This is a genomic window from Thalassobellus sediminis, from assembly GCF_044386045.1.
GTDB lineage: Bacteria > Bacteroidota > Bacteroidia > Flavobacteriales > Flavobacteriaceae > Thalassobellus > Thalassobellus sediminis.
The window spans coordinates 496,654-518,641 of sequence record NZ_JBISCD010000040.1; the positions used below are offsets into that span (position 1 = coordinate 496,654).

At 29.6% G+C, this 21,988-nt stretch carries 17 protein-coding genes and 1 tRNA gene; 3 read left to right on the forward strand and 15 right to left on the reverse strand.

Features of this window, described 5'->3' with window-relative positions; translation table 11 throughout:
- Positions 1-8 precede the first annotated feature (8 nt).
- From ACH5TW_RS08845 to ACH5TW_RS08900, 12 genes are all read right to left on the reverse strand, one after another.
- Positions 9-503: a DUF6428 family protein gene (locus ACH5TW_RS08845; RefSeq protein ID WP_439336142.1), complete on the reverse strand. Its 495-nt coding sequence runs from the start codon at positions 501-503 to the stop codon at positions 9-11.
- A gap of 100 nt (positions 504-603) precedes the next feature.
- Positions 604-927: an ArsR/SmtB family transcription factor gene (locus ACH5TW_RS08850; protein ID WP_439336143.1), complete on the reverse strand. Its 324-nt coding sequence runs from the start codon at positions 925-927 to the stop codon at positions 604-606.
- A gap of 95 nt (positions 928-1,022) precedes the next feature.
- Complete coding sequence (locus ACH5TW_RS08855) at positions 1,023-1,487, reverse strand: NINE protein (RefSeq protein WP_439336144.1); 465 nt, start codon at positions 1,485-1,487, stop codon at positions 1,023-1,025.
- 95 nt (positions 1,488-1,582) lie between these two features.
- A complete protein-coding gene (locus ACH5TW_RS08860; RefSeq protein ID WP_439336145.1) occupies positions 1,583-2,347 on the reverse strand; it encodes a sulfite exporter TauE/SafE family protein in 765 nt (254 codons plus the stop codon).
- A gap of 26 nt (positions 2,348-2,373) precedes the next feature.
- Entirely contained in the window at positions 2,374-3,297 is a 924-nt protein-coding gene (locus ACH5TW_RS08865; protein WP_439336146.1) for an AraC family transcriptional regulator, read from the reverse strand.
- Positions 3,298-3,305: 8 nt separating this feature from the next.
- Complete coding sequence (locus ACH5TW_RS08870) at positions 3,306-4,241, reverse strand: 2-hydroxyacid dehydrogenase (protein ID WP_439336147.1); 936 nt, start codon at positions 4,239-4,241, stop codon at positions 3,306-3,308.
- A 209-nt stretch (positions 4,242-4,450) separates the two neighbouring features.
- Positions 4,451-5,824 carry a magnesium transporter gene (gene mgtE, locus ACH5TW_RS08875; RefSeq protein WP_439336148.1) on the reverse strand — a complete coding sequence of 458 codons (1,374 nt, stop codon included), beginning with the start codon at positions 5,822-5,824 and terminating at the stop codon, positions 4,451-4,453.
- Between the two features lie 21 nt (positions 5,825-5,845).
- Entirely contained in the window at positions 5,846-6,637 is a 792-nt protein-coding gene (gene rsmA, locus ACH5TW_RS08880) for a 16S rRNA (adenine(1518)-N(6)/adenine(1519)-N(6))-dimethyltransferase RsmA (protein ID WP_439336149.1), read from the reverse strand.
- Positions 6,638-6,708: 71 nt separating this feature from the next.
- Complete coding sequence (locus tag ACH5TW_RS08885; protein ID WP_439336150.1) at positions 6,709-7,032, reverse strand: DUF4286 family protein; 324 nt, start codon at positions 7,030-7,032, stop codon at positions 6,709-6,711.
- Between the two features lie 33 nt (positions 7,033-7,065).
- Positions 7,066-8,850, reverse strand: coding sequence for a tetratricopeptide repeat protein (locus ACH5TW_RS08890; RefSeq protein WP_439336151.1), 1,785 nt, complete (start codon positions 8,848-8,850; stop codon positions 7,066-7,068).
- 540 nt (positions 8,851-9,390) lie between these two features.
- Complete coding sequence (gene serS / locus ACH5TW_RS08895; protein ID WP_439336152.1) at positions 9,391-10,662, reverse strand: serine--tRNA ligase; 1,272 nt, start codon at positions 10,660-10,662, stop codon at positions 9,391-9,393.
- A 120-nt stretch (positions 10,663-10,782) separates the two neighbouring features.
- Positions 10,783-11,718 carry a bifunctional riboflavin kinase/FAD synthetase gene (locus tag ACH5TW_RS08900; protein WP_439336153.1) on the reverse strand — a complete coding sequence of 312 codons (936 nt, stop codon included), beginning with the start codon at positions 11,716-11,718 and terminating at the stop codon, positions 10,783-10,785.
- An 84-nt stretch (positions 11,719-11,802) separates the two neighbouring features.
- Here ACH5TW_RS08900 and ACH5TW_RS08905 point away from each other — a divergent pair, with 84 nt between their 5' ends.
- Positions 11,803-14,460 carry a zinc-dependent metalloprotease gene (locus ACH5TW_RS08905; RefSeq protein ID WP_439336154.1) on the forward strand — a complete coding sequence of 886 codons (2,658 nt, stop codon included), beginning with the start codon at positions 11,803-11,805 and terminating at the stop codon, positions 14,458-14,460.
- Between the two features lie 14 nt (positions 14,461-14,474).
- On the opposite strand, the gene pth is transcribed toward ACH5TW_RS08905, so the two are convergent.
- The 3 genes from pth to ACH5TW_RS08920 form a co-directional block, all read right to left on the reverse strand.
- Positions 14,475-15,041: an aminoacyl-tRNA hydrolase gene (gene pth, locus ACH5TW_RS08910; protein ID WP_439336155.1), complete on the reverse strand. Its 567-nt coding sequence runs from the start codon at positions 15,039-15,041 to the stop codon at positions 14,475-14,477.
- Between the two features lie 141 nt (positions 15,042-15,182).
- A complete protein-coding gene (locus tag ACH5TW_RS08915; RefSeq protein WP_439336156.1) occupies positions 15,183-15,809 on the reverse strand; it encodes a 50S ribosomal protein L25/general stress protein Ctc in 627 nt (208 codons plus the stop codon).
- Between the two features lie 82 nt (positions 15,810-15,891).
- Complete coding sequence (locus tag ACH5TW_RS08920; RefSeq protein ID WP_439336157.1) at positions 15,892-16,833, reverse strand: ribose-phosphate pyrophosphokinase; 942 nt, start codon at positions 16,831-16,833, stop codon at positions 15,892-15,894.
- 145 nt (positions 16,834-16,978) lie between these two features.
- Here ACH5TW_RS08920 and ACH5TW_RS08925 point away from each other — a divergent pair.
- Positions 16,979-17,058 (forward strand) — tRNA-Leu (locus tag ACH5TW_RS08925).
- Between the two features lie 664 nt (positions 17,059-17,722).
- Positions 17,723-21,883, forward strand: a complete 4,161-nt coding sequence (locus tag ACH5TW_RS08930; protein ID WP_439336158.1) for a two-component regulator propeller domain-containing protein — start codon at positions 17,723-17,725, stop codon at positions 21,881-21,883.
- Positions 21,884-21,988: the final 105 nt, after the last annotated feature.

Below are 21,988 nucleotides of genomic sequence, written 5' to 3' on the forward strand. Positions count from 1 at the left end.
ATCTATAATTAACAGCAATTTCCATCAGGTGAACAACAAGGTTCGTTACTTGAAACCGTTTCTTCTACCTCTGGAACACCACATATTTCTTTGGCTTTACAATCTGTTTTTTCAACGGCTAATTTAACTATTAAATTATTGCCTCGTATATCAAAATCGTTAACAAATAACTGTGCCGTATGAAATGTTGCATTGCTATATTCAAATTTTACCTCAGTATCTAAAACATAAGGTTTCATTTTACCAACTTTTTTAAGAATTGCTAATGCTTTATAAACAGTCATGTATTCCGTTTTACCTAATTCACTTGGGCTTTCCCAAAGTTGAATAATGGTTTCTTTCCATGCATCTGTTTGCGAACCACAATCTACAGAATCAACTGTTAAATGTTTCACTTCAGTAATATGATAATTAGCTCCAACTAATAAATTTGGAGCGTATTCAAACAATAAAGATTTGTCTTGATTAGCTTCTAATACTTTAAATAATTCTTGTGTTTTCATAATTAAGTAATTTTATTTTCCTTCCCTCAAAAGAGGAAATTTTTTCTTTATTTTATTTTCAATTTAAAAGATTTCTGTCTTTGCAGTAATGACAAAAAGTTTAACAACAGTTAGACTTAGTTGTATTAAAAAACATGTTTAATTGATTCTGGAGTTCTATCCATCGTTCTACATTAATACAATAACACATGCTTTTCCCTTCTACTTCTCCTTTAAGCAAACCAATACTTTTTAATTCTTTTAAATGTTGCGATATCGTAGCTTGTGCTAAACCAATTTCCTCAACTAAATCATTACAGATACAAGTATTTTGACTACTTATATATTGAAGTATGGCAACACGTGCTGGATGACCTAGCACTTTAAAAAACTGTGCTAAATCATTTTGCTTTTCAGTAAACATATCTGTTTTAGTAATTCCCATATTCTTGTTATTTATATATTGCAATATTACGATGTTAATTTTAAATAAAAAAGTCAAAACGTATTTTTTTGACTTTTTTTAGAATATCTATCTAATTAAAACCAAGGTTTTTTTCCAACTTGGTATGTGTTATAAAATTCTTCATCTGATTTTGTTAAGTAGATAATACCTTCAATTAAACCAATTAAAGGAGAGATATATATAGTTAAGGCCCCAATAATTAAACACATCAATGGTATTGATATAACTGTAATACATAACATTATAATACCTTCTTTTTGATAACCAAGGATAAATTTATGAACTCCAAAAACTCCAAGTAAAATACCTAAAACACCTGCTAGCACTTTTTTATTTTCTCCAGTTGCTTTATCAAAGGTTTCTTTGGCACTTTCTGCAAACTCTGATGCTGTTTCTTTAGCATCCTCAGCAAATTCTTTAGCTTTTTCCTTTGCATCTTCTGCAAATTCACCAGCTTTATCAGCTGCTTTTTTAGAACCTTCTTTTGCGTCTCCTAACATATCGTTTAGGTCATCGCTTAAACTTTTTTCATCAGACATAATATTATTATTTTGGTTAGATTATAAAAATAGTAAAAATTGAATTATTACTAACTGTTTGTATAACAACTAATAATAATGTTACAAAAATTAATTTATTTGAAAAGCATAATAACACCACCAATCGCAGTAACAATTAATATAAAACGTCTGTAGTTTACGTTAGAAATAAGCTTAACAATATAAGCTCCTAAGAAAAATCCAATTATAACTGGTGGAATTAAAACAGAGTTTAAAACCAAAGTTTCTATTGAAACCGTTTTCCAAACAAAAATATGAAAGGGTAGTTTAAAGACATTTATTATAAAAAACAACCAAGCTGCAGTACCAATAAACTCATTTTTAGGAAAACGCATGGCGAGAAAATAAATATTTGAAATTGGACCTGCCAAATTACCTATCATAGTTGTAAAACCTGCCAAAAAACCTGTTCCGCTAGAAAACAATTTATTTGTTGGTACTTTATTTGATTTTCTGCTTTCTGAATAAAACATGATTAGTACAGACACAATAATAATGATTGCCATAAGTCTTTTAAAAAATACCTCCGAAATATCATTTCCTACCCAAACACCTACCAAAACACCAGTAATCATCCAAGGAATTAGTTTTTTTATAATGTCCCATTTTGCATGCCTATTATAATAAATAACGGCAAAGACGTCAGCACATATAAGCATGGGTAATAATATACCTGTAGATGCTTTTTCACCAAAAACAAAGGCTAAAATAACCACAATAATAATGCCTATACCTTTAATTCCGGATTTTGATAAACCTAATAAAAAAACGGCTAATCCAATGGCTGACCATTGTAATAAGGTTAAATGGTAATCTCTTAAAATTTCAAAAAAGTCCAAATTAATTATGGTTTAAAAAAGTTGTTTTATTCAATAGGAATATAAAAATCTACAATAAATTTATTATCAGGATGCGTTCTAAAATCGTTATGATATATTTCGAAAGGATTTTGTGTTGCTTTTTTATAGCCATTCTCATTCATCCAAATAAAAAGGCTGCTCCATGATTTTTCAAAATCATTTGGTGTTATCTCAAAACGCGCGACAATACGCTTCCCTTTTTTAATGGTTTCTAATATAATTTCTCCCTCATTTTCAAAAGGCTCGTTTGTAAGTAAACCAATACTCATACGTACTTTATTTGGTGCTGTAATTTTAAAGCTATCATGAAAAACTCTAGCCAATTTAGCTTCAGGATGGTTCATTAACCCTTTTGGAATCGCCCATTTTATTAATCTTTCAAAAGTATGTTCAATGCCATCAACACCTATTTGAATGATGCTCGCTAATTTTAATTCTGGAGTTTCTTTAATCTCAATTTTTGCATTCATTTCTATCCATTGTTTTAGATTATTAATGTTGCAAATGTATTTCTCGAAAACTAAACTTTCTTGTCCGTTCTTGCTTTCAACTTGACGTATCTTGCTAAATTTACTTGGGCTTTGTTTTCTAAATTCACTTGGAGATACGCCATAAAACTTTTTAAATGCTCTTGTAAAAGATGTGTTACTTGTAAAACCATATTGTAAAGACAATTCTGAAATAGACACGTCTTTTTTTCGCATTAAAACAGAAGCTGCTTTTTCAATGCGTATTCTAGTTATGTATAAATTTAAAGTTTCATTTGTAATGGCTTTAAATATTCTATGAAAATGAAAAGGAGAAAATAAAGCTACTTTTGAAATCTTATCTAATGTTAAATTGGAATCAAGATTAGCATCAATAAACTTTAAAGCTTTATTGATTCTGAAAATATAATCGGGTTGTATATCATTTTCTAAATTACTCATTTAATAAACTAACAAAATTTAGCTTTAATTTTATCTACAATAGTTTGTCCCAATTTCTCCTTACTTTCTATGGTCCAGCCAGCAACATGAGGAGATAGTAATACGTTTTCTGAATCTATTAAATATTGAAAAGCCTCAGGCATTTTATCTGTAAACAAGTTTTCAAACGATGCTTTTTCGTATTCTAAAACATCGAGCCCTGCACCTAATATTTTTCCTGATTTTAATGCTGAAACCAAATCTTGAGTTACAACACTTTTACCGCGTGCTGTATTTATGAACCAAAACGGTTTTTTAAAACCATTAATAAAATCGGAATTTATCATTCCTAAAGTTAGCGGTGTTTGTGGCGTATGTAAACTAAAAACATCTACCTTTTCTTGAAACTCCTGCAGGGAAACTTGTTTCGCATTTTCGTTACTAACGCCTGCTTTAATATCATAACACAGTACCTCTACATCAAAGCCACGCAGCTTTTTTGCAAAAGCATTTCCCATATTTCCATAGCCAATAAGTCCAACGGTTTTTCCATCTAACTCAAAACCTCGATTATCTTCGCGTAGCCATTTACCTTGTCTTACCTCCGCATCTGCTTTATTAAGTTTATTAAACAAAGATAAAAGCATTCCTAATGCATGTTCGCCAACAGCATTTCGGTTGCCTTCGGGAGCTGCGATTAAGGTGATGCCTTTTGTTTGGGCATAATCACAATCTATGTTTTCTAATCCTGCACCAACACGACCAATAAATTTTAGGTTTTTTGCTGCATCTAAAAATTGCTTATCTATAGTAAATCGGCTTCTTAAAACAATGCCATCGTAATCTTGAATTTTAGCTTCAATGTGTTCTTTTGAAGAAGTATAATCTTCATGATTAGTGAATCCTAAATCGTTTAGTTGATTTATTAATAGTTCGTGATTGGTATCGAGGTGAAGGATTTTCATTTGAAAAAATTAAGGTTCAAATTTACGAAGTTTTGCGTTAGCGATTGCAGTGGCATCCTTTTTAAAAAATTATAAAACTGATTTTAATGAAGCCCTAGATTTAACAGGTAACAGAGAACTTCGTAATTAGCTAGAACCTTTTAAAAAGATATAACGGAAAGCGCGACCTGTTCCTGAACTAAATTCAGGATAAAGGGAACGCCCAAATATTAAATTCCTAAAATAAGTTTGGCAATCATGAAATAGATTAAAATGCCAAAAATATCGTTACTTGTTGTTATAAACGGCCCTGTGGCAATTGCTGGATCTATACCACGTTTATCTAAAAATAAAGGTACAAATGTTCCAATTAATCCTGCCACAATAATAACTACAACAAGTGATACCGAAATGGCAAGCGCTAAATTAAAATCAGCTTGCGTAATCCATACGAAAAGGAATAAAAAGACAGCTAATATTAAACCGTTTAATGCAGCTAAAAGCATTTCTTTAATTAGTCGGCTATTAATACTTCCTTTAACATCGTCGTTAGCAAGACCTTGTACAATTATAGCACTTGATTGCACTCCAACATTACCTGCCATTGCTGCTATTAAAGGCGTAAAAAAGAAAAGTTTAAAAGCATCTCCTGTGAAAGACTCTTCGAAACCTCCCATAATTAAAAAAGCTCCTATACCCCCAATGAGCCCTAGGAAAAGCCAAGGAATTCTTGCTCTTGTAAGTTCCCAAATACTATCATCGGCCTCCACATCTTGTGTAATACCTGCTGCTAATTGATAATCTTTTTCAGCTTCTTCTTTCATGACATCTACAATGTCATCAATAGTAATACGCCCTAAAAGTTTATGATTATCATCAACTACAGGAATGGCTTCCAAATCGTATTTTTGCATGACTCTGGCAACATCTTCTACATCATCATGTACATTAACATAGTCTACATTAATCTTAACTAGATCTGCTATTTTTTGCTCGTTTTTAGCAACAATTAAATCTTTTAAAGATAGTCTACCAATAAGTTTTTCTTGCTTATTTACTACATAAATAGAGTGTACGCGTGTTACTTCTTCGGCTTGACCGCGAATTCTTCGCATACAACCAGCAACCGTCCATGTTTCGTAAACTTTAACAAGTTCTTTTGCCATAAGCCCACCCGCAGTATCTTCATCATAGGCAAGAAGTTCTGTGATTTCTTCTTTATGCTCTTCGTCTTCAATATGAGAAATAACTTCTTGTTGGCGTTCTTCTGATAATTCTGCAATAATATCGGCAGCATCATCGGTATCTAACTCTTCAACTTCTTCCGCTATTTCTTTTGATGATAGATTTTTTAAAACTTTTTCTCGATTGTCTTCATCGAGTTCCATTAAAATATCTGCAGTTGTTTCAGAATCTAGAAGCTTAATAACATACATAGCCTGTTCTAGATTTAATTCATCTAAAATTTCGGCAATATCGGCGTAATGAAACTCATCTAATAAGGTTCGAAGTTCTTTATCGCTTTGATTTTCGATAAGCACCTCAACTTGCTCTATAAGTTCATCGGTTAACTGAAATTGTATGTTTTCGTTTTCTTCTAACAAATGGAAAAAATTTAAAAAATTCTAAACGTCTTTTTCAATTAATTGGGTAAGTTCTATAAACTGTTGCACATTTAATTGTTCTGGACGTTTTCCAAAGATACTATCTTCTCTTAAACTATCGCTTAAATTCAATGTTTTTAAACTGTTACGAATGGTTTTTCGACGTTGCTGAAAGGCTGTTTTTACAACTTTAAAAAACAACTTTTCATCACATGGTAATGAATAATCTTCTTTTCTAGTAAGTCTTAAAACACCAGATTCTACCTTTGGTGGCGGATTAAAAACATTTGGTGGTACAGTAAATAAATACTCGGCATCATAAAATGCTTGTACTAAAACCGATAAAATCCCGTAGACTTTACTGCCTTCTTTCGAGCAAATACGTTGTGCAACTTCTTTTTGAAACATTCCAGAGAATTCTGGAATTTGATTACGCATTTCCAACGTTTTAAAAACAATTTGTGTTGAAATATTATATGGAAAGTTTCCTATTATTGCAAAAGGTTCTTCTTTAAAAACTTCGTTTAAATCGTATTTTAAAAAATCTTTTTCTATAATTCTAGGCGCCAGATTTAAGTAATTGGCTTGTAAATATTCTACCGATTCGGTATCTATTTCAATAACATAAGTTGTGATGTCTTTTTTAAGTAAATACTTAGTAAGCACACCCATTCCTGGACCAATTTCTAAAACATTTTTATAGTTTTTTAAAGCTAGTGTATCGGCAATTTGTTGCGCTACAGATTCATCATTTAGAAAGTGTTGCCCTAAATGTTTCTTTGCTTTAACTTGATTTTGGTTGTTATATGCCACGAATTTACGAATGTTTGAAATGCAAAAGTAATCTATTAAATGGACTCCTGCCTTTACAGGAATAACAAAAACTATTTAAAGTTTACCGTATACTCATCAATAATTTGAAGTTCGGTTCTGAAAGCTAACATTTTATCGGCAAATTTTTTCATACCTTCTTCTCTTAACTTATCGGCATCGTCTCTAAAATAAGCATCTAAAGCTTCGCGAGAATACGAACGGTATTGTACCGAATAAGTAAGCCCTCCCATATCTTCCTCAACCAAAACCTTGGTTAAAGTTGCTTTTTCAAATTTACCAGTGGCTAATACTTTTGGAATATGTTGCTTTATCCAAATTAACCATTCATCGTGAATAGATTCGTCTATGTTTGCTGTTACGTTATATATGTACATTGGAAGTTATTCGTTTTTTGTATGTTTAATTATCTAATTAATTGCATCGCCCCGTAAAGCCCTAAAACGTTTTCTAGCTTCAACAAAATAAATGCTATCGGCATGATTAAAAAGAATTTGCTCGTATAATTCTTTAGCTTCTTCGGGTTGCTCTAAATACTTTGTATACAGTTCTGCTAATTTATAAAGGGCATCGTCTATTAAAATACCGTCTCGATAGTTAGCAATAATAGATTTATAATTTGCAGCTGCTTTTTCAAATTGTTGTTTTCCTTCAAACAATTGTCCTTGTTTGTATAATGCTTGTGCTATAATAGGCTCAGTTTTGTGTTCGTTTAAAACTTTGCCTAATAAACTAATAGCTTCATTATTTCTATTTTGAAAAGCTAACAAATCAGCTTTTGCATATAGTTTTAGTGCTGTTTGTAGAGAGTCTTCATATTTATTATCTGTAATAAGTAGTTTTAATTCGAGTGCATCATTAGCTGTAAGCTGAGATGTAGATGCTTTTAAAATTTTAAGCTGAGATTCTGCCCATTTAAAATCGCCTTTATAATAGCTTGCTTTTGCTACTTTATACCTAGCTTCTTGAGAAATGGTACTGTTTTTTAAATTCCGCTGAATTTGAGTGTAATAAATTAAAGCTTGATTGAATTTTTCTTGTAATACTAAAATATCTCCTAATTCTAATTTAACAGCTGCTTTTTCTAATTCGGTTAAAGGTAATTTTAAAGTTTTTTCTAAAAAAGATGTTGCATTTGCTGTTTCATTCATATAAAACGCTAAAAAATGCGCATATGATATTTGAAGGTTTAACGTTTGTGAAAAGTTTCCAAATTCTTCAAATAAAGCTAAATATTTAATCTTTATAATATTATAATCTTCTTTTGTTGCTTCTTTTATTTCTAATTGAAGTAGCCTGTATTGCGCGTGTAATAATGTATCTTGATCTTGCGCTGTTTGTATTATAAATGCATAAATTTCTTTTGCAGTTTCATTATCATTATCACTAGAAGACATATCAGCCAAATCTTCAATACTACTTAAACTTTCTGGCTGTCTATTAAAAATAGCCTTTTCTTGTATAAAAGCTTTTTTATAATCTTTTTGCTGAATAAATAACCAACTTAATAAGTGATTCCATAGTAAATTAGGTTCTTGTTGATTTTTTTTAAGGAGAATTTTTCTGAACAATATATTATTTTCACTCTCACTATTTTCAGATATAAAATCATTAATCGGACGTTTTATGTTTCTTAATTGATTAGGGGTTTTTTCTATAAAATCAATATAACTAATAAACATTTTTTCAATATCACCCTGTTCTCCATATAGCTGAGCTAATTGTAAATTAAAATTATAATCGGGTTTTAGTAACATCGCTTTTTCATAAGAAACAATGGCTTCTTTTAAGAGCGAGTGACTTTGAAAAGTTCTAGCCAAACGTGATGCATTAATTGGCCTATCATCAATAGTAGCAATAGCCTTATTATAATTTATGGTAGCATTTTCTAAATCGTTTTGAAGTTGATAATTATACCCCAACTCTACTATAAAAGCAGGATATTTTACTCGATTTAATAATTTTAACAAAAAAACCTCAGCCTCTTTATATTGTTCTAACTGTTGATATGCACTAACTATTTGATTTATATACGTAATATTAGAAGGCGATTTTTTATATAGATTTTTATATTCATGTAAAGCCTTTTCGTATTCCCCATTTTTATAATAGTCTTTAGCAAGTATATCATCTGCCTGAGCAAACATAATAGTGCTAGTAAAAAGGCAAACAATAAAAAGAATTGAAAATCTCATGCTGTAAATATAACAATTGTGATTTTTAGATGTTGAACTCGTTTAAATATTATTATAAAAAATGCCCGAATAAAATTCGGGCACTAACCAACCAAAATAAATGTCCTATTTTATTTAACTAACCGTTAAAAAAAAACAATGTCGTACATGATTGGGGACAATCTTTAATTTTTATTAAAAATATCCATTATAAACGAAGCCTTAACACGTTGTATTAAGGTATAATTTTCATAAAACCGTTAATTATTTACTTACAATTGCTACTGTTTTATTTTCGGATTTAGATATTTCGAAATCTGAAAACAAAACCTTACTTGCGAAAAAAATCAATGCAAATAAAAGCACAAGGCGTTTAACATTTTTCATGGTAGGTTAAGTTTACTAGGTTTGGTTATGCTAATGTCAAAAACAAATATGAAAACACAAAACAAATGAACCTAAAATCGTTAAACAGCTTAATTATACTACACTTAATCGATTATAAATACAAAAACCTGCAATTTTGCAGGTTTTTACTTTCTTTTTGTGGTATGATATTTTTTAATCAATAATATTAAAACCAGTATAAGGTTGAAGTACCTCAGGGATAACAATACCGTCTTTAGTTTGATAATTTTCTAAAATACCAGCAAGTACTCTTGGTAACGCTAAAGAGCTTCCGTTTAATGTATGTGCTAGTTCGTTTTTACCTTCACTATTTTTAAAACGAAGCTTTAAACGGTTTGCTTGAAAAGTTTCAAAATTTGATACTGATGAAATTTCTAACCAACGGTCTTGAGCTGTTGAAAACACTTCAAAATCGTATGTTAAAGCCGAAGCAAACGATGTATCTCCTCCACATAATCGTAAAAGCCTGTATGGTAATTTTAACTCATTTAAAATGCTTTTTACATGATCAATCATACCTTCTAAAGCTTCATAAGATTTACTTGGGTGTTCAACACGAATAATTTCAACTTTATCAAACTGGTGTAATCTATTTAAACCTCTTACGTGCGCACCATAACTTCCTGCCTCACGACGAAAACATGGTGTATACCCTGTAATACCAATAGGTAAATCACTCTCGTTAAGCAACGTGTCTCTAAAAATATTAGTACCTGGTACTTCGGCCGTTGGGATTAGATATAAATTATCTCCAGTAACATGATACATTTGCCCTTCTTTGTCTGGTAATTGTCCTGTACCAAAAGCAGATGCTTCGTTTACTAAATGTGGTAACTGATATTCGGTATACCCTGCTGCTGTATTTTTATCTAAAAAATAAGCAATTAATGCACGTTGTAACCTAGCACCTTTTCCTTTATAAACAGGAAATCCAGCACCTGTGATTTTGTTACCAAGTTCAAAATCTATAATATCATATTTTTTTGCTAACTCCCAATGTGGTAATGCACCTTCATGTAAAACAGGAATAGTTCCTTCTTTAAAAACTTCTTCATTATCTTCTTCTGAATTTCCAGCAGGTACAATGGCATTTGGAACATTTGGTATTTTATAAAGTAATTCGTTTAGCTCGTTAACTTTATTACCAAGCTCATCGGTTAATTCTTTTGATTTGTCTTTTAACTGACTGGTTTTTTTCTTTAAAAGATTAGCCTTTTGAGTTTCTCCGGATTTGTACAAATTCCCAATTTCTTTAGACAACACATTAGATTCTGCCAACGTATTATCTAATAATGTTTGAATACGCTTTCTGTCTTCATCTAATGCAATAACGGCATCAATTATACTCGTAGCATCTATGTTCTTAATTGCTAATTGAGTAATTACAAAATCTTTGTTGTCTCTAATAAAAGGTACTTGTAACATTTGTTTAAAATTTAAGGAACAAATTTAGGGAATTGCGGAGATAGTAAGGAATTATTTTGAAACTAACTTTCTAAAAAATTGATGAAAAGGAATTAGATGTTTTTTTAAATCAGCTTATTATTAATCAAAATGTTTTGCTATATATTCAAGTGTGGTTTCTTTATCTTTTGCTAATTGAATTTTTAAAGCTTCAACCGATTCAAATTTTTTCTCATCGCGAATACGCTCTAACAAATCTATTTGAATTTTTTTACCATAAATATCTTCACTATAATTTAAAAAATGAACTTCAACAGTTTCTTTTTCGCCATTAACTGTTGGGTTTACTCCTATGTTCATCATACCATAAATTAATACATCATCAATTACAGAGCTAACAATATAAGCACCTTGTTTTGGTATTAACTTATAATTTTCTTCTATTAAAATATTAGCCGTAGGATAATCTATTTGCCTTCCTAAAGCTTTACCTTTTACAACCGTACCGTTTAACATAAAATTGTAACCTAAAAAACTATTAGCTTTAGCAATATCTCCTTCACCTAAAGCGTTTCTTATTTTTGTAGAACTCACAGCAACATCATCTAGATCTTGAACTGAAATCTCTTCAACATCAAAACCATAAAAGTCTCCATAGTTTTTTAAATCATTAATATCGGCATTTCTATTTCTTCCAAAACGATGATCGTATCCTATAATAACTTTCTTTGCATACAACTTATCAACTAACAATTCTTTTACAAAATCTTCGGCAGAAAGTCTTGAAAAATCTTTCGTAAATTTTTTAATAAGTAAATAATCTAAACCTAAATCTCTTAAGATTTGACTTCGCTCATCTATAGTATTAATTAATTTAATGTTTGAATCTTTTTGTAAGACCATACGAGGATGTGGAAAAAAAGTAAGAATTACAGAATTTAAACCTTCCTCTTTACCAGTATTTATTAAGTGCTTAATTATTTTTTGATGCCCTATATGTACGCCATCAAAAGTACCAATAGTAACGACTGTAGATTCTTTAGATTTATACGCTTCAATATTTTTAACCTCACTCATAAAAAGCACTAATTTGCCATTTTAATTAAAAAAAAACTAAATTTGTAAGTAATGTTAAATAAGATTACCCCCAAATAATATTTTATGAAAGCAAAACTACATTATGTTTTAGCAACTACCATATTTTTGATTAGTTTTTCGGTTTTTGGGCAAAAAAATTTATTTGTCAAAATTGAAAAGAGCATCACCCTCCAATCTAAAACAAAAAGTAAAGATCTTGAAAAAGAAATTACTTTTGAGTTTGATTATAAGGCATTATCAAATGCATTATCAAATTCTTCAAATAAATCTTCTAAAGGAAAAATACCCAACATAATAATTAGTTTACCTAATACTAAAGGCGAATTTGAAAGATTTAAAATTGAAGAATCATCAGTTATGCATCCTGATTTACAAGCTAAATATCCTGATATAAAATCTTATATTGGTTACGGTATAGATAATCCATCAGCATATTTAAGATTTAGTTTATCTCCTTATAAAGGTTTATCAGGAATTGTTTTAGGGAAAAAAGAAACTCAAATTTTCGAAGCTAATTCTAAAATAACAAACCAATTTACGGTATTAAACAAATCTAATAGTTATAAAACAGATAGGTTTAATTGCTCTACAATAAGTTCTAATTTAGAAAATTTATCAAAATCGTTTAGTACAAAAGACGCTGATGATAGTCTAAAAAGAACATACAGAATAGCAATTTCTGTTACTGGTGAATATGCTTCTTTTCATGGAGGTACACTTGCGTCAATAAATGCCGCTATAGCATCAACTCTAACCAATGTAAATGCTGTTTTTGAAAACGATTTTAATGTCTCATTACAATTAATTTCAACTAATGATGTTGTAATATATTTAGATTCAGGTACAGATCCTTACTCAGGATTTTCAAACTACGGTTCTGAATTACAATCTACTTTAGACACTCAAATTCTAGAAGCAAATTATGATGTTGGTCATTTATTATCTGCAATAGGGTTTGATGGAAACTCTGGATGTATTGGGTGTGTTTGTGTTGATGGCATAAAAGGGAGTGGATATACATCAGATACAAGTCCTGATGGATTTAATTTTGATATAGACTTAGTAGCACATGAAATAGGACATCAATTTGGAGCTAATCACACTTGGACTCATGATGGAAATGAGGGAGAAGATGTTCAAATGGAACCAGGAAGCGGCTCAACAATTATGGGATATGCAGGTATTACTGGCTCTACAAATGTTCAATCTCATAGTGATGCTTACTTTCATGCCATATCTATAGAGCAAGTTACTACCTATATTAAAAGTACGTCTTGTGCTTCAATTGTAAATACTGGAAATACAACACCTACAGCAAATGCTGGTAGCGATTTATTATTACCTATAGGTACAGCTTTTAAACTTAATGGTTCTGGTAGTGATTCTGATGGAGATGTTATTACTTTTTGCTGGGAACAAATTAATGAAGATAACGCAGCAACTATATATCCAAATTCAAATTCAAGTAATTCTAACTCCGTTCTTTTTAGATCGTATTCTCCAACAACAAGTAGCACAAGGTATTTTCCTAATTTAACTGACCTAAAGTTTGGTATAAACTCCACGCAATGGGAAAAAATACCAAACACAGATAGAACTGCAGATTTTAGATTAACTGTTAGAGATAATAAAGTTGGTGGCGCGAACAATGCGCATGATGATACGCAAGTTACTTTTGATACTTCTTATGGCCCTTTTGAAATAACCTCTCAAAATACATCTGGAATTTTATGGACAAGCGGAACTAACGAAACAATTACCTGGAATGTAAATAACACTAATGCATTAACAGGAGCTTCAAATGTTAATATTTTACTTTCAACAGATGGAGGTGTAACCTATAATACTATTGTAAATAATATTCCTAACAATGGAAGTTATTCGCTTACTGTACCAAATATACCAGCTCCTTATTGTAGACTAATGATTGAACCAACAAATAATAATTTCTTTGCTATAAATTCTGAAGATTTTGCAATAGATTATATTGTAAATACAACTTGTACTCAATATAATTCGCCTTCAAATTTAGATTTGGCTATTACTGATAATGGAGCTGATTTTACTGAAAGTCATATTTTTAATATTAATGATTCTTCAATTATTTCAGATATTAATATTGGTTTAGATATTTCACATTCCTATATTGGAGATTTAGCTATTGCTATATTAAGCCCTAATGGCACAGAACTATTACTAAAATCTTCTAATGACTGCGATTCTGAGGAGAATATTGTTGGGGTTTTTGATGATAGTGCTATTACTTATAATTGTTCTAATGCTGCAAGTAATATTGCTTCTAAATCTATAAATGATTTACTAACTGGTTTTAATGGTGAAAATACTTTTGGGAGTTGGACAATTAAGTTAGGTGATTTTGAAAATGGAGATACAGGAACATTAAATTCTTGGTTTATAGAAGTTTGCGAAACAACAGAAACACCTCTAAGTATTAATGAATTTGATTTTGTTGATTTTAAAGTTTACCCAAACCCTAATAAGGGAGAATTTATCATTAAACTAAATAGTACAACTTTAAATAAAAATAAAATTAATATTGGTGTTTACGATTTAAGAGGTAGAAGTATTTATAAAAATAGTTTTGAAAATAGAACTGATTTTAATAAAAAAATTAGCTTAAAAAATGCACAATCAGGCATCTATATTTTAAATGTTAGTAACGGTATTAAACAATCTACCAGAAAAATTATAATTGAATAAAAAGAAGCTCTATTTTATTTTCCATTAAAAGTATTCATCGTATTATTTACACCTGCTAGTACAAAAGATTTTATAAGTGCTACAGATTTTTCTAAGCGTTTATTTAAACCTTTGTTTTCTTCATCGGTCCATTCGCCTAAAACATAATCTACTTGCCTTCCTTTACTAAAAGCATCACTTATACCAAATCTAAAACGGTTATATTTTGTGGTATTTAGCTTTTCTTGAATATCCTTTAACCCATTATGTCCACCATCGCTTCCTTTCATTTTAAGCCTTATACTTCCAAAAGGTAAGTTTAAATCGTCTGTAATTACTAATAAATTCTCTAAAGGAATTTTTTCTTTAGTTAACCAGTATAAAACTGCTTTTCCACTTAAATTCATATAGGTATTAGGTTTCAAAAACACAAAGGTTCTACCTTTAAGTTTGTATGTAACTATATCTCCTAGTTTTTTAGTTTCAAACATTAAGTCTTCTTCTTTTGCAAAATAATCTAATATTTTAAAACCTATATTATGACGTGTATTGGCATATTCTCCTCCTATATTCCCTAAGCCAACAATTAAATATTTCTTCATATAATCTTGCTCTTTAGTATGTGTTTTCTTCTTAAATAATTGAAACAAAAATCTACACATAAAAAAGATTGTTTTTTGTAAAAATAAAAAAAGCATCCTGAATAAACAGAATGCTTTTTAATATTTAGTTAAGAATATATGTTATTCTTGAGCCGCCTCTGCTGCTGGTGCTTCTGCTCCTTCAGCTACTGCTTCATCTTCATCTTCATCATCAACTACTGCAGTTCTAGAAGTTCTAACTGCACACACTACTGCATTATCATTGTGTAAAAAAGTATAGTTATCACTTGGTAAGTCTCCCACAGCAATTTTATCTCCAATTTTTAAAGGTGTAATATCTACCTCAATAAAATCTGGTAAATTTGCAGGAAGTGCTTTTATACGTAATTTACGATAAGGTCTTCTTAAAACACCACCATTTTTAACACCTTTAGAGTTACCTACTAAATTAACTGGAATATTTAAAGAAATTTCTTTGTCTTCAAATAATTGATAGAAATCTACATGTAAAATTCTATCTGTTACAGGGTGAAATTGAATGTCTTGAAGTACTGCATTAAAAGTTTCTCCTCCTTCTAAACTAATTACAACTGTATGCGCATTTGGTGTGTATACCAATTTAGAGAACGCTAATTCAGTTGTTGAAAAATGAACTGGCTTATCTCCTCCGTATAATACGCAAGGAACCTGACCAGCATTACGTAAGGCTTTTGTTGATTTTTTGCCTACGCTTTCTCTTTGAGATCCGTTGATTGTAATTGATTTCATCTTTGTTTATATATAATTTAATTAATAATTATTCTTAATTTAATATTTCTTACCAATTCTTTTTTAGAGAATTAACAAGGTTTTACATTACAAATTTTGAACTAATAGATTGATTGTTATGCACTTTTTCCATAACCTCAGCAAATAAATCGGCACAACTTAAAACTCTAATTTTATCACTTAAAGGTTTAACTGGTATAGAATCTGTTACTATTAATTCTTCTAATTTTGAATTGTTTAAATTATCGTAAGCTTTACCCGATAATATTGGATGTGTACATATAGCTCTTACACTTAAGGCACCACGTTCCATCATTAAATCAGCTGCTTTTGTTAAAGTTCCGGCAGTATCAACCATATCATCTACCAATACCACATTCTTACCTTCTACATTACCAATAAGTTCCATGTGAGAAATAATATTAGCTTTTTCTCTCTGCTTATAACAAATAACTACATCGCTCGCTAATGCTTTAGAATAGGCATACGCTCGTTTTGAACCACCCATATCTGGCGAAGCAATTGTTAAATTGTCTAAATTCAAGCTTTTCAAATACGGTAAAAAAATAGTAGAAGCAAATAAATGATCTACAGGTTTTTCGAAAAACCCTTGTATTTGGTCTGCATGCAAGTCCATAGTAATAATACGGGTTGCTCCTGCAGCTTCTAACATTTTAGCTACTAATTTTGCTGCAATAGGCACTCTTGGTTTATCTTTTCTATCTTGTCTAGCCCATCCAAAATATGGTAATACTGCTGTCACATGTCTAGCTGAAGCACGTTTTGCGGCATCAATCATTAACAACATTTCCATTAAATTTTCTGGTCCAGGATTTGTAGAACCTATAATAAAAATACGCGTACCACGAATAGATTCTTCATAAGATGGTTGAAACTCACCATCACTATAAGTAGATGTTATTACGTTGCCTAATTCGGCACCAAAGGCCTTAGCAATTTTTTCACCAAGCATTTTACTCTGTGTACATGCAAAAATTTTAGCTTCGGTAATTACAATTGGCATAGTTAACTTGTTGTTTTATAGCGCAAAACAGCACCTTATTTTAAACGAGGTGCAAATTTATACATTTATTTTAACCTAAAAAGTATATTGACTAGTATTTTTATGATTAATCTAGAAAAAATATATATTTTTGCTATCCAAATTAGCTCAAGTGGTGGAATTGGTAGACACGTCGGATTCAAAATCCGATTCTTCGGAGTGCGGGTTCGATTCCCGCCTTGAGTACAATTAATTTTTAACACCCTATTTTCTTTTAGTCTAGAAAACAGGGTGTTTTTATTTTACCAATAGCTCTGCTAATAATACATTTATTCTATTAAATAAATTTTAAGGATTCATTCGAGCCTTATTATCAATCAAAACCACAACAATATTGCGTTTTGTCGAAAAAAAAAGCGTTTTAACGATTTTATTAAATATTTTTACTATGTTAGCTACATGAATTAAAAAAGTGAAACATAAAGAGATAGCTTTTTGCTTCTAAAAGAAACACTTATTTTTCTACAATTTACAAAGGCTCTATTTTGATATCTTCTTTATGGTTTGATATTAATTTTGAGCCTTTATCAATTATATGAAACCTCCATAGTAGCTAAAGTTATAAAATTAACAAACAAAAAAATATAACCCAACATATTTCTATTAATATCTTTCCAGATAGCTGATGCAACAAATCTTTTAGTGTGTGCTTAATTCTTACTACTAAAAAAAACTAATAAGAAATAGTTTTACACAAAACAAACTAACATAATATATTAGGTTTTACCGGCATTAAAATTTAAGGCTTTTAAACAACTTTACTATAATTATTCGATCAAAAAAACACGCTTCATTGAATAATAAATGTATATATTTATGTGCCAAATAGTTTTTAAAAACAATTAATTTTATGAAGAGAATAATTTATTTATTCCTTGGTTTTATCTATTTATTTAATATAAATATTTGGGCACAAAACAACTATCAAGAATACCGTTTTGTGAATATAAAAGATGGTATTTCAAAAGCTGGTGTGTCTACAATCAATCAAGATCACCACGGGTTTATCTGGCTGGGAACCAACGGCTCTGGTTTATACCGCTTTGATGGTATTGATTATGACTATTACAAACATGTTTTAAATGACTCCACATCTATTAGTAACAATTTGATTTATTGTTCTTTAATAGATAAGACTAATAAACTTTGGATTGGCACAGAAGACGGACTGAATCTTTATGACAGAGAAAATGACCAATTTAAAAGAATCCCAATTTTAAAATCAAATAAAAATAATAAAACTAATATTTCTATTCGCAGCTTAACAAGTGACAATAACGACAACTTATTTATTGGTACTGTTAGAAGAGGATTGTTTAAGCTAAACTTAAGTAATTTAGAAATTGAAAAAATTGCTAATGAGAACCCAGACCAAAAAATATTAGCAATACATGCTTTAAAAACAGACAAAAACGGCCGTGTTTTAGCGGGTACAAGCGAAGGTCTAAAAGAGTATGACTACAAAACAAACACTTTAAAAACAGTACTATTTAATGGCGAACATGGCTATATAAGTATAAAAGAGCCCTTACAAACATTATTAATAGACAATACAAACACTCTTTGGGTTGGAAGTGTTTCTAATGGATTATTTAATATAAAAATGAATACTAATTCTTTTTATGAACTTAATAATTTTTCCTTTTCAAATAATCGATTTTTATCGATGGCACAGTTACCAGATGGCAGTATAATGTGTGGTACAGAAAATGATGGTTTATTTCATATAAAAAACAATGGTGTTGTTTTAAAAAATTATCTATCAAATAAATCAAATCTAAAAAGCATATTATCCAATTCTATTTGGTCATTATTTGTAGATAAAAATGAAAGAATTTGGCTAGGATATTACAATAAAGGAGTAGCAATTTATGACAAACTATACGATAAATTTAAAAATTTAGAAAGTATCCCTAACAACCCCAATTCATTACATATAGGATCTGTAACTGGTATAGTTCAAGGTCATTTAGGTAAAATATGGATATGTATGGATGGTGGAGGAATAGATGTTTACGATAAAGTTACAAATAAAATTACTCACATAAATCAATTTGATAACAGTTCGTATTCTGGTATAAATAATGATTATTTTGAAACATTATTTATAGATAGTAAACAAAATATATGGGCAGGAAGCTGGAATCATGGACTGTTTTTTTTAAAGAAAGGAACTAAAAAATTCATTAATTATAGTATGGCCTCAACAGGAGGACAGCTTAAGTCTAATACTATTTTTAGCATTGCTGAAGATTCTAATGGAATTATATGGATTGGCTCATTCTATAAAGGGCTTCACTCCTACGATCCAAATAAAAAAAAATTCACCTATTATGACACTGAACCTTTTATAAAAAATTCTTTAAACAATGCTGATATTAGAAAAGTATTGGTAGATTCAAGAGATAATTTATGGTTAGGAACAGAAATTGGATTATTTAAAATTAACAAAGAAAACCCTGATAATTTGATTATTACTTCAATGAGAGACAAAATGTCTGAAGAATATAAAAATTACACAAGCGCAAACTATATTTTATCATTATTTCAAGAAAAAAAAGACACCAATACTTTATGGATTGGTACTCGAGGAGCCGGACTCTGTAAATACGATTACAACAAAGACACATTTACTTGGTATAATAAATTAAACGATTTAGCAGAAGAAAATGTTTCAGGAATAATTAATGATTTAGATGGCAATATATGGTTAAGCGGAAATTCAGGGATTTCTAAATTAAATATAAAAGAAGATACTTTTACAAATTTTACAAATAATGATGGGCTTTTATCTAATGATTTTAATATAAATGCTGCATTTAGAGATAATAATGGAATTCTTTACTTTGGAAACTTTCAAGGTGTTGACTATTTTAAACCAAGCGACATAAAAATAAATACGAGTTTAACATCTTTATACCTCAAAGAATTTAAAATATTTAACAAATGGATTCACCCTTCTCAAAAAGACTCTCCTTTAAAAAAAGTTATTTCAGAAACTGATAGCATTTCACTAACTAGTAAACAATCTGTTTTTACCATTGAGTACTCTGGAATAAACTATACTAGACCCGAAAAAAATGAATATGCTTTTTATTTAGAAGGTTATGAAAAAGATTACAATTATGTCGGTGATTTAAGAAGCGCAACATATACTAATTTAGATCCCGGGAACTATACCTTTAAACTAAAAGCCTCAAACAATGATGGTATATGGAACGAAGAGCCTTTGTCTCTTCAAATAACTATTTTACCGCCATGGTGGAAAACAAATTGGGCTTTAATGACCTATATCATTTTATTTTTATTAGGACTTCTTCTCTTAAATAAAATGACTCAAAGCAGGATTAAGGAAAAAGAATTAATAAATAATGAAAGAAATAAAAGAATTCAAGAAAAGGAATTGAATGAAAAGAAATTTCAATTTTTTACTAATATTTCACACGAATTTAGAACCCCTTTAACCTTAATAAAAAACCCTCTAGAAGATATTATTAGAGAAACCAGCTTAAATCTTCCAGAGCGAATTAAACAAAAACATAATATTATACATAAAAACACAGATAGACTATATCGATTAATTAATGAATTATTAGACTTTAGAAAACTAGAATTAAATAAAGTTAGAATTAATGCTAGAAAATTAAATTTAGTTTCCTTAACTCAAGACGTAGTTAGCCATTTTAAAGAAGAAGCCTTTTCTAGAAATATACATCTATCTATAGATTCAGACGTAGCAGAACTTTGTGTTTGGGCAGATGAAAGTATGCTAGAAAAAATTATATTTAATTTATTATCAAATGCTATAAAACTAACACCAGATGGTGGTATTATAGGAATTGATCTTATTTCAAAAGAGGAATTAATAGAATTACCTCTAGTTGATACTGAAAATCGAACAAAAGTAATTGAACTAGCAATATCAGATACAGGTCCTGGATTAAAAGAAGATCAAGTGAAAAGAATTTTTGAAAGGTTTTATCAAGTCGATAATTTAAATAAAACGTATTACGGAGGTACCGGTATAGGCTTAGAGGTTGTTCAAAATTTTGTTCAATTACATAAAGGAAAAGTAGAAGTAAAAAGTAAAATAGGTAAAGGCACAACTTTTAGAATTCTATTACCATCTGGAAACATGCATTTTAGTGAAAATGAATTGTCAACTAATATAATTGACACCTCAAATAAAAAAGAACCATTTATAAGAACTAAAATAGATAACACTAAAGAAGAAAGTGTAACTTCTATATCTGAAAATGAAACAAATGAAGATTACACCTTACTAATAGTTGAAGACAATGTAGAACTAAGAGATTATTTAACTGAAGAGTTTAAATATGTTTACAAAGTAATTACAGCAAATAACGGAAAAGAAGGAATTGAAAAAGCAAAAAAAATATTACCAGATATCATTATTACAGATGTCGTAATGTCTGAAATGGATGGTTTTAACTTTTGTAAAAACATAAAAAATGATTTAAAAACAAGTCATATTCCTCTATTAATGCTCACAGCAAAAACACAAATAGATGATAGAATGGAAGGCATTGAGCATGGAGCAGATGCCTACATGATAAAACCATTTGATATTAGACTCTTAAAATTAAGATTATCTCAATTAATTACTAGCAGACAACTTATTTTTAATAAATATTTCAGCCTAATAAGTGATGTTGAAAATATTAAAACAACATCTTTAGATAAAGAATTTATTAATAAAGTACTCAATTACATAAACAATAATATTGGAAATCCAGATTTAAGTGTCGAATCTATGGCAAGTGAAATGAATTTAAGTAGAAGTCAATTTTACAGAAAGATAAAAGCCTTAACAAACCAAACAGCTAATGAATTTTTAAGAAATATTAGACTTCAAAAAGCCAAACAAATAATAGAAAAAGGAAATACTAATATAAGTGAAGTATGTTATAAAATTGGTTTCTCATCACCTTCTTACTTTACTAAATGCTTTAAAAGTTATTTCGGTTATTTACCTACAGAAGTTAAATAAAGAGCTATATAATTTATCTATACTTATTATTGAAAATTAGAATTATTAATCCTTACTTCTTACTTAATAAGCTTAAAACATCTAAAAAATTAATCTTAACAACCT

Coding starts and splice junctions, on each gene's coding strand:
- ACH5TW_RS08845 (WP_439336142.1), bottom strand. CDS start 503: ATGAAAACACAAGAATTATTTAAAGTATTAGAAGCTAATCAAGACAAA.
- ACH5TW_RS08850 (WP_439336143.1), bottom strand. CDS start 927: ATGGGAATTACTAAAACAGATATGTTTACTGAAAAGCAAAATGATTTA.
- ACH5TW_RS08855 (WP_439336144.1), bottom strand. CDS start 1,487: ATGTCTGATGAAAAAAGTTTAAGCGATGACCTAAACGATATGTTAGGA.
- ACH5TW_RS08865 (WP_439336146.1), bottom strand. CDS start 3,297: ATGAGTAATTTAGAAAATGATATACAACCCGATTATATTTTCAGAATC.
- ACH5TW_RS08870 (WP_439336147.1), bottom strand. CDS start 4,241: ATGAAAATCCTTCACCTCGATACCAATCACGAACTATTAATAAATCAA.
- ACH5TW_RS08885 (WP_439336150.1), bottom strand. CDS start 7,032: ATGTACATATATAACGTAACAGCAAACATAGACGAATCTATTCACGAT.
- ACH5TW_RS08890 (WP_439336151.1), bottom strand. CDS start 8,850: ATGAGATTTTCAATTCTTTTTATTGTTTGCCTTTTTACTAGCACTATT.
- serS (WP_439336152.1), bottom strand. CDS start 10,662: ATGTTACAAGTACCTTTTATTAGAGACAACAAAGATTTTGTAATTACT.
- ACH5TW_RS08900 (WP_439336153.1), bottom strand. CDS start 11,718: ATGAGTGAGGTTAAAAATATTGAAGCGTATAAATCTAAAGAATCTACA.
- ACH5TW_RS08905 (WP_439336154.1), top strand. CDS start 11,803: ATGAAAGCAAAACTACATTATGTTTTAGCAACTACCATATTTTTGATT.
- pth (WP_439336155.1), bottom strand. CDS start 15,041: ATGAAGAAATATTTAATTGTTGGCTTAGGGAATATAGGAGGAGAATAT.
- ACH5TW_RS08915 (WP_439336156.1), bottom strand. CDS start 15,809: ATGAAATCAATTACAATCAACGGATCTCAAAGAGAAAGCGTAGGCAAA.
- ACH5TW_RS08920 (WP_439336157.1), bottom strand. CDS start 16,833: ATGCCAATTGTAATTACCGAAGCTAAAATTTTTGCATGTACACAGAGT.
- ACH5TW_RS08930 (WP_439336158.1), top strand. CDS start 17,723: ATGAAGAGAATAATTTATTTATTCCTTGGTTTTATCTATTTATTTAAT.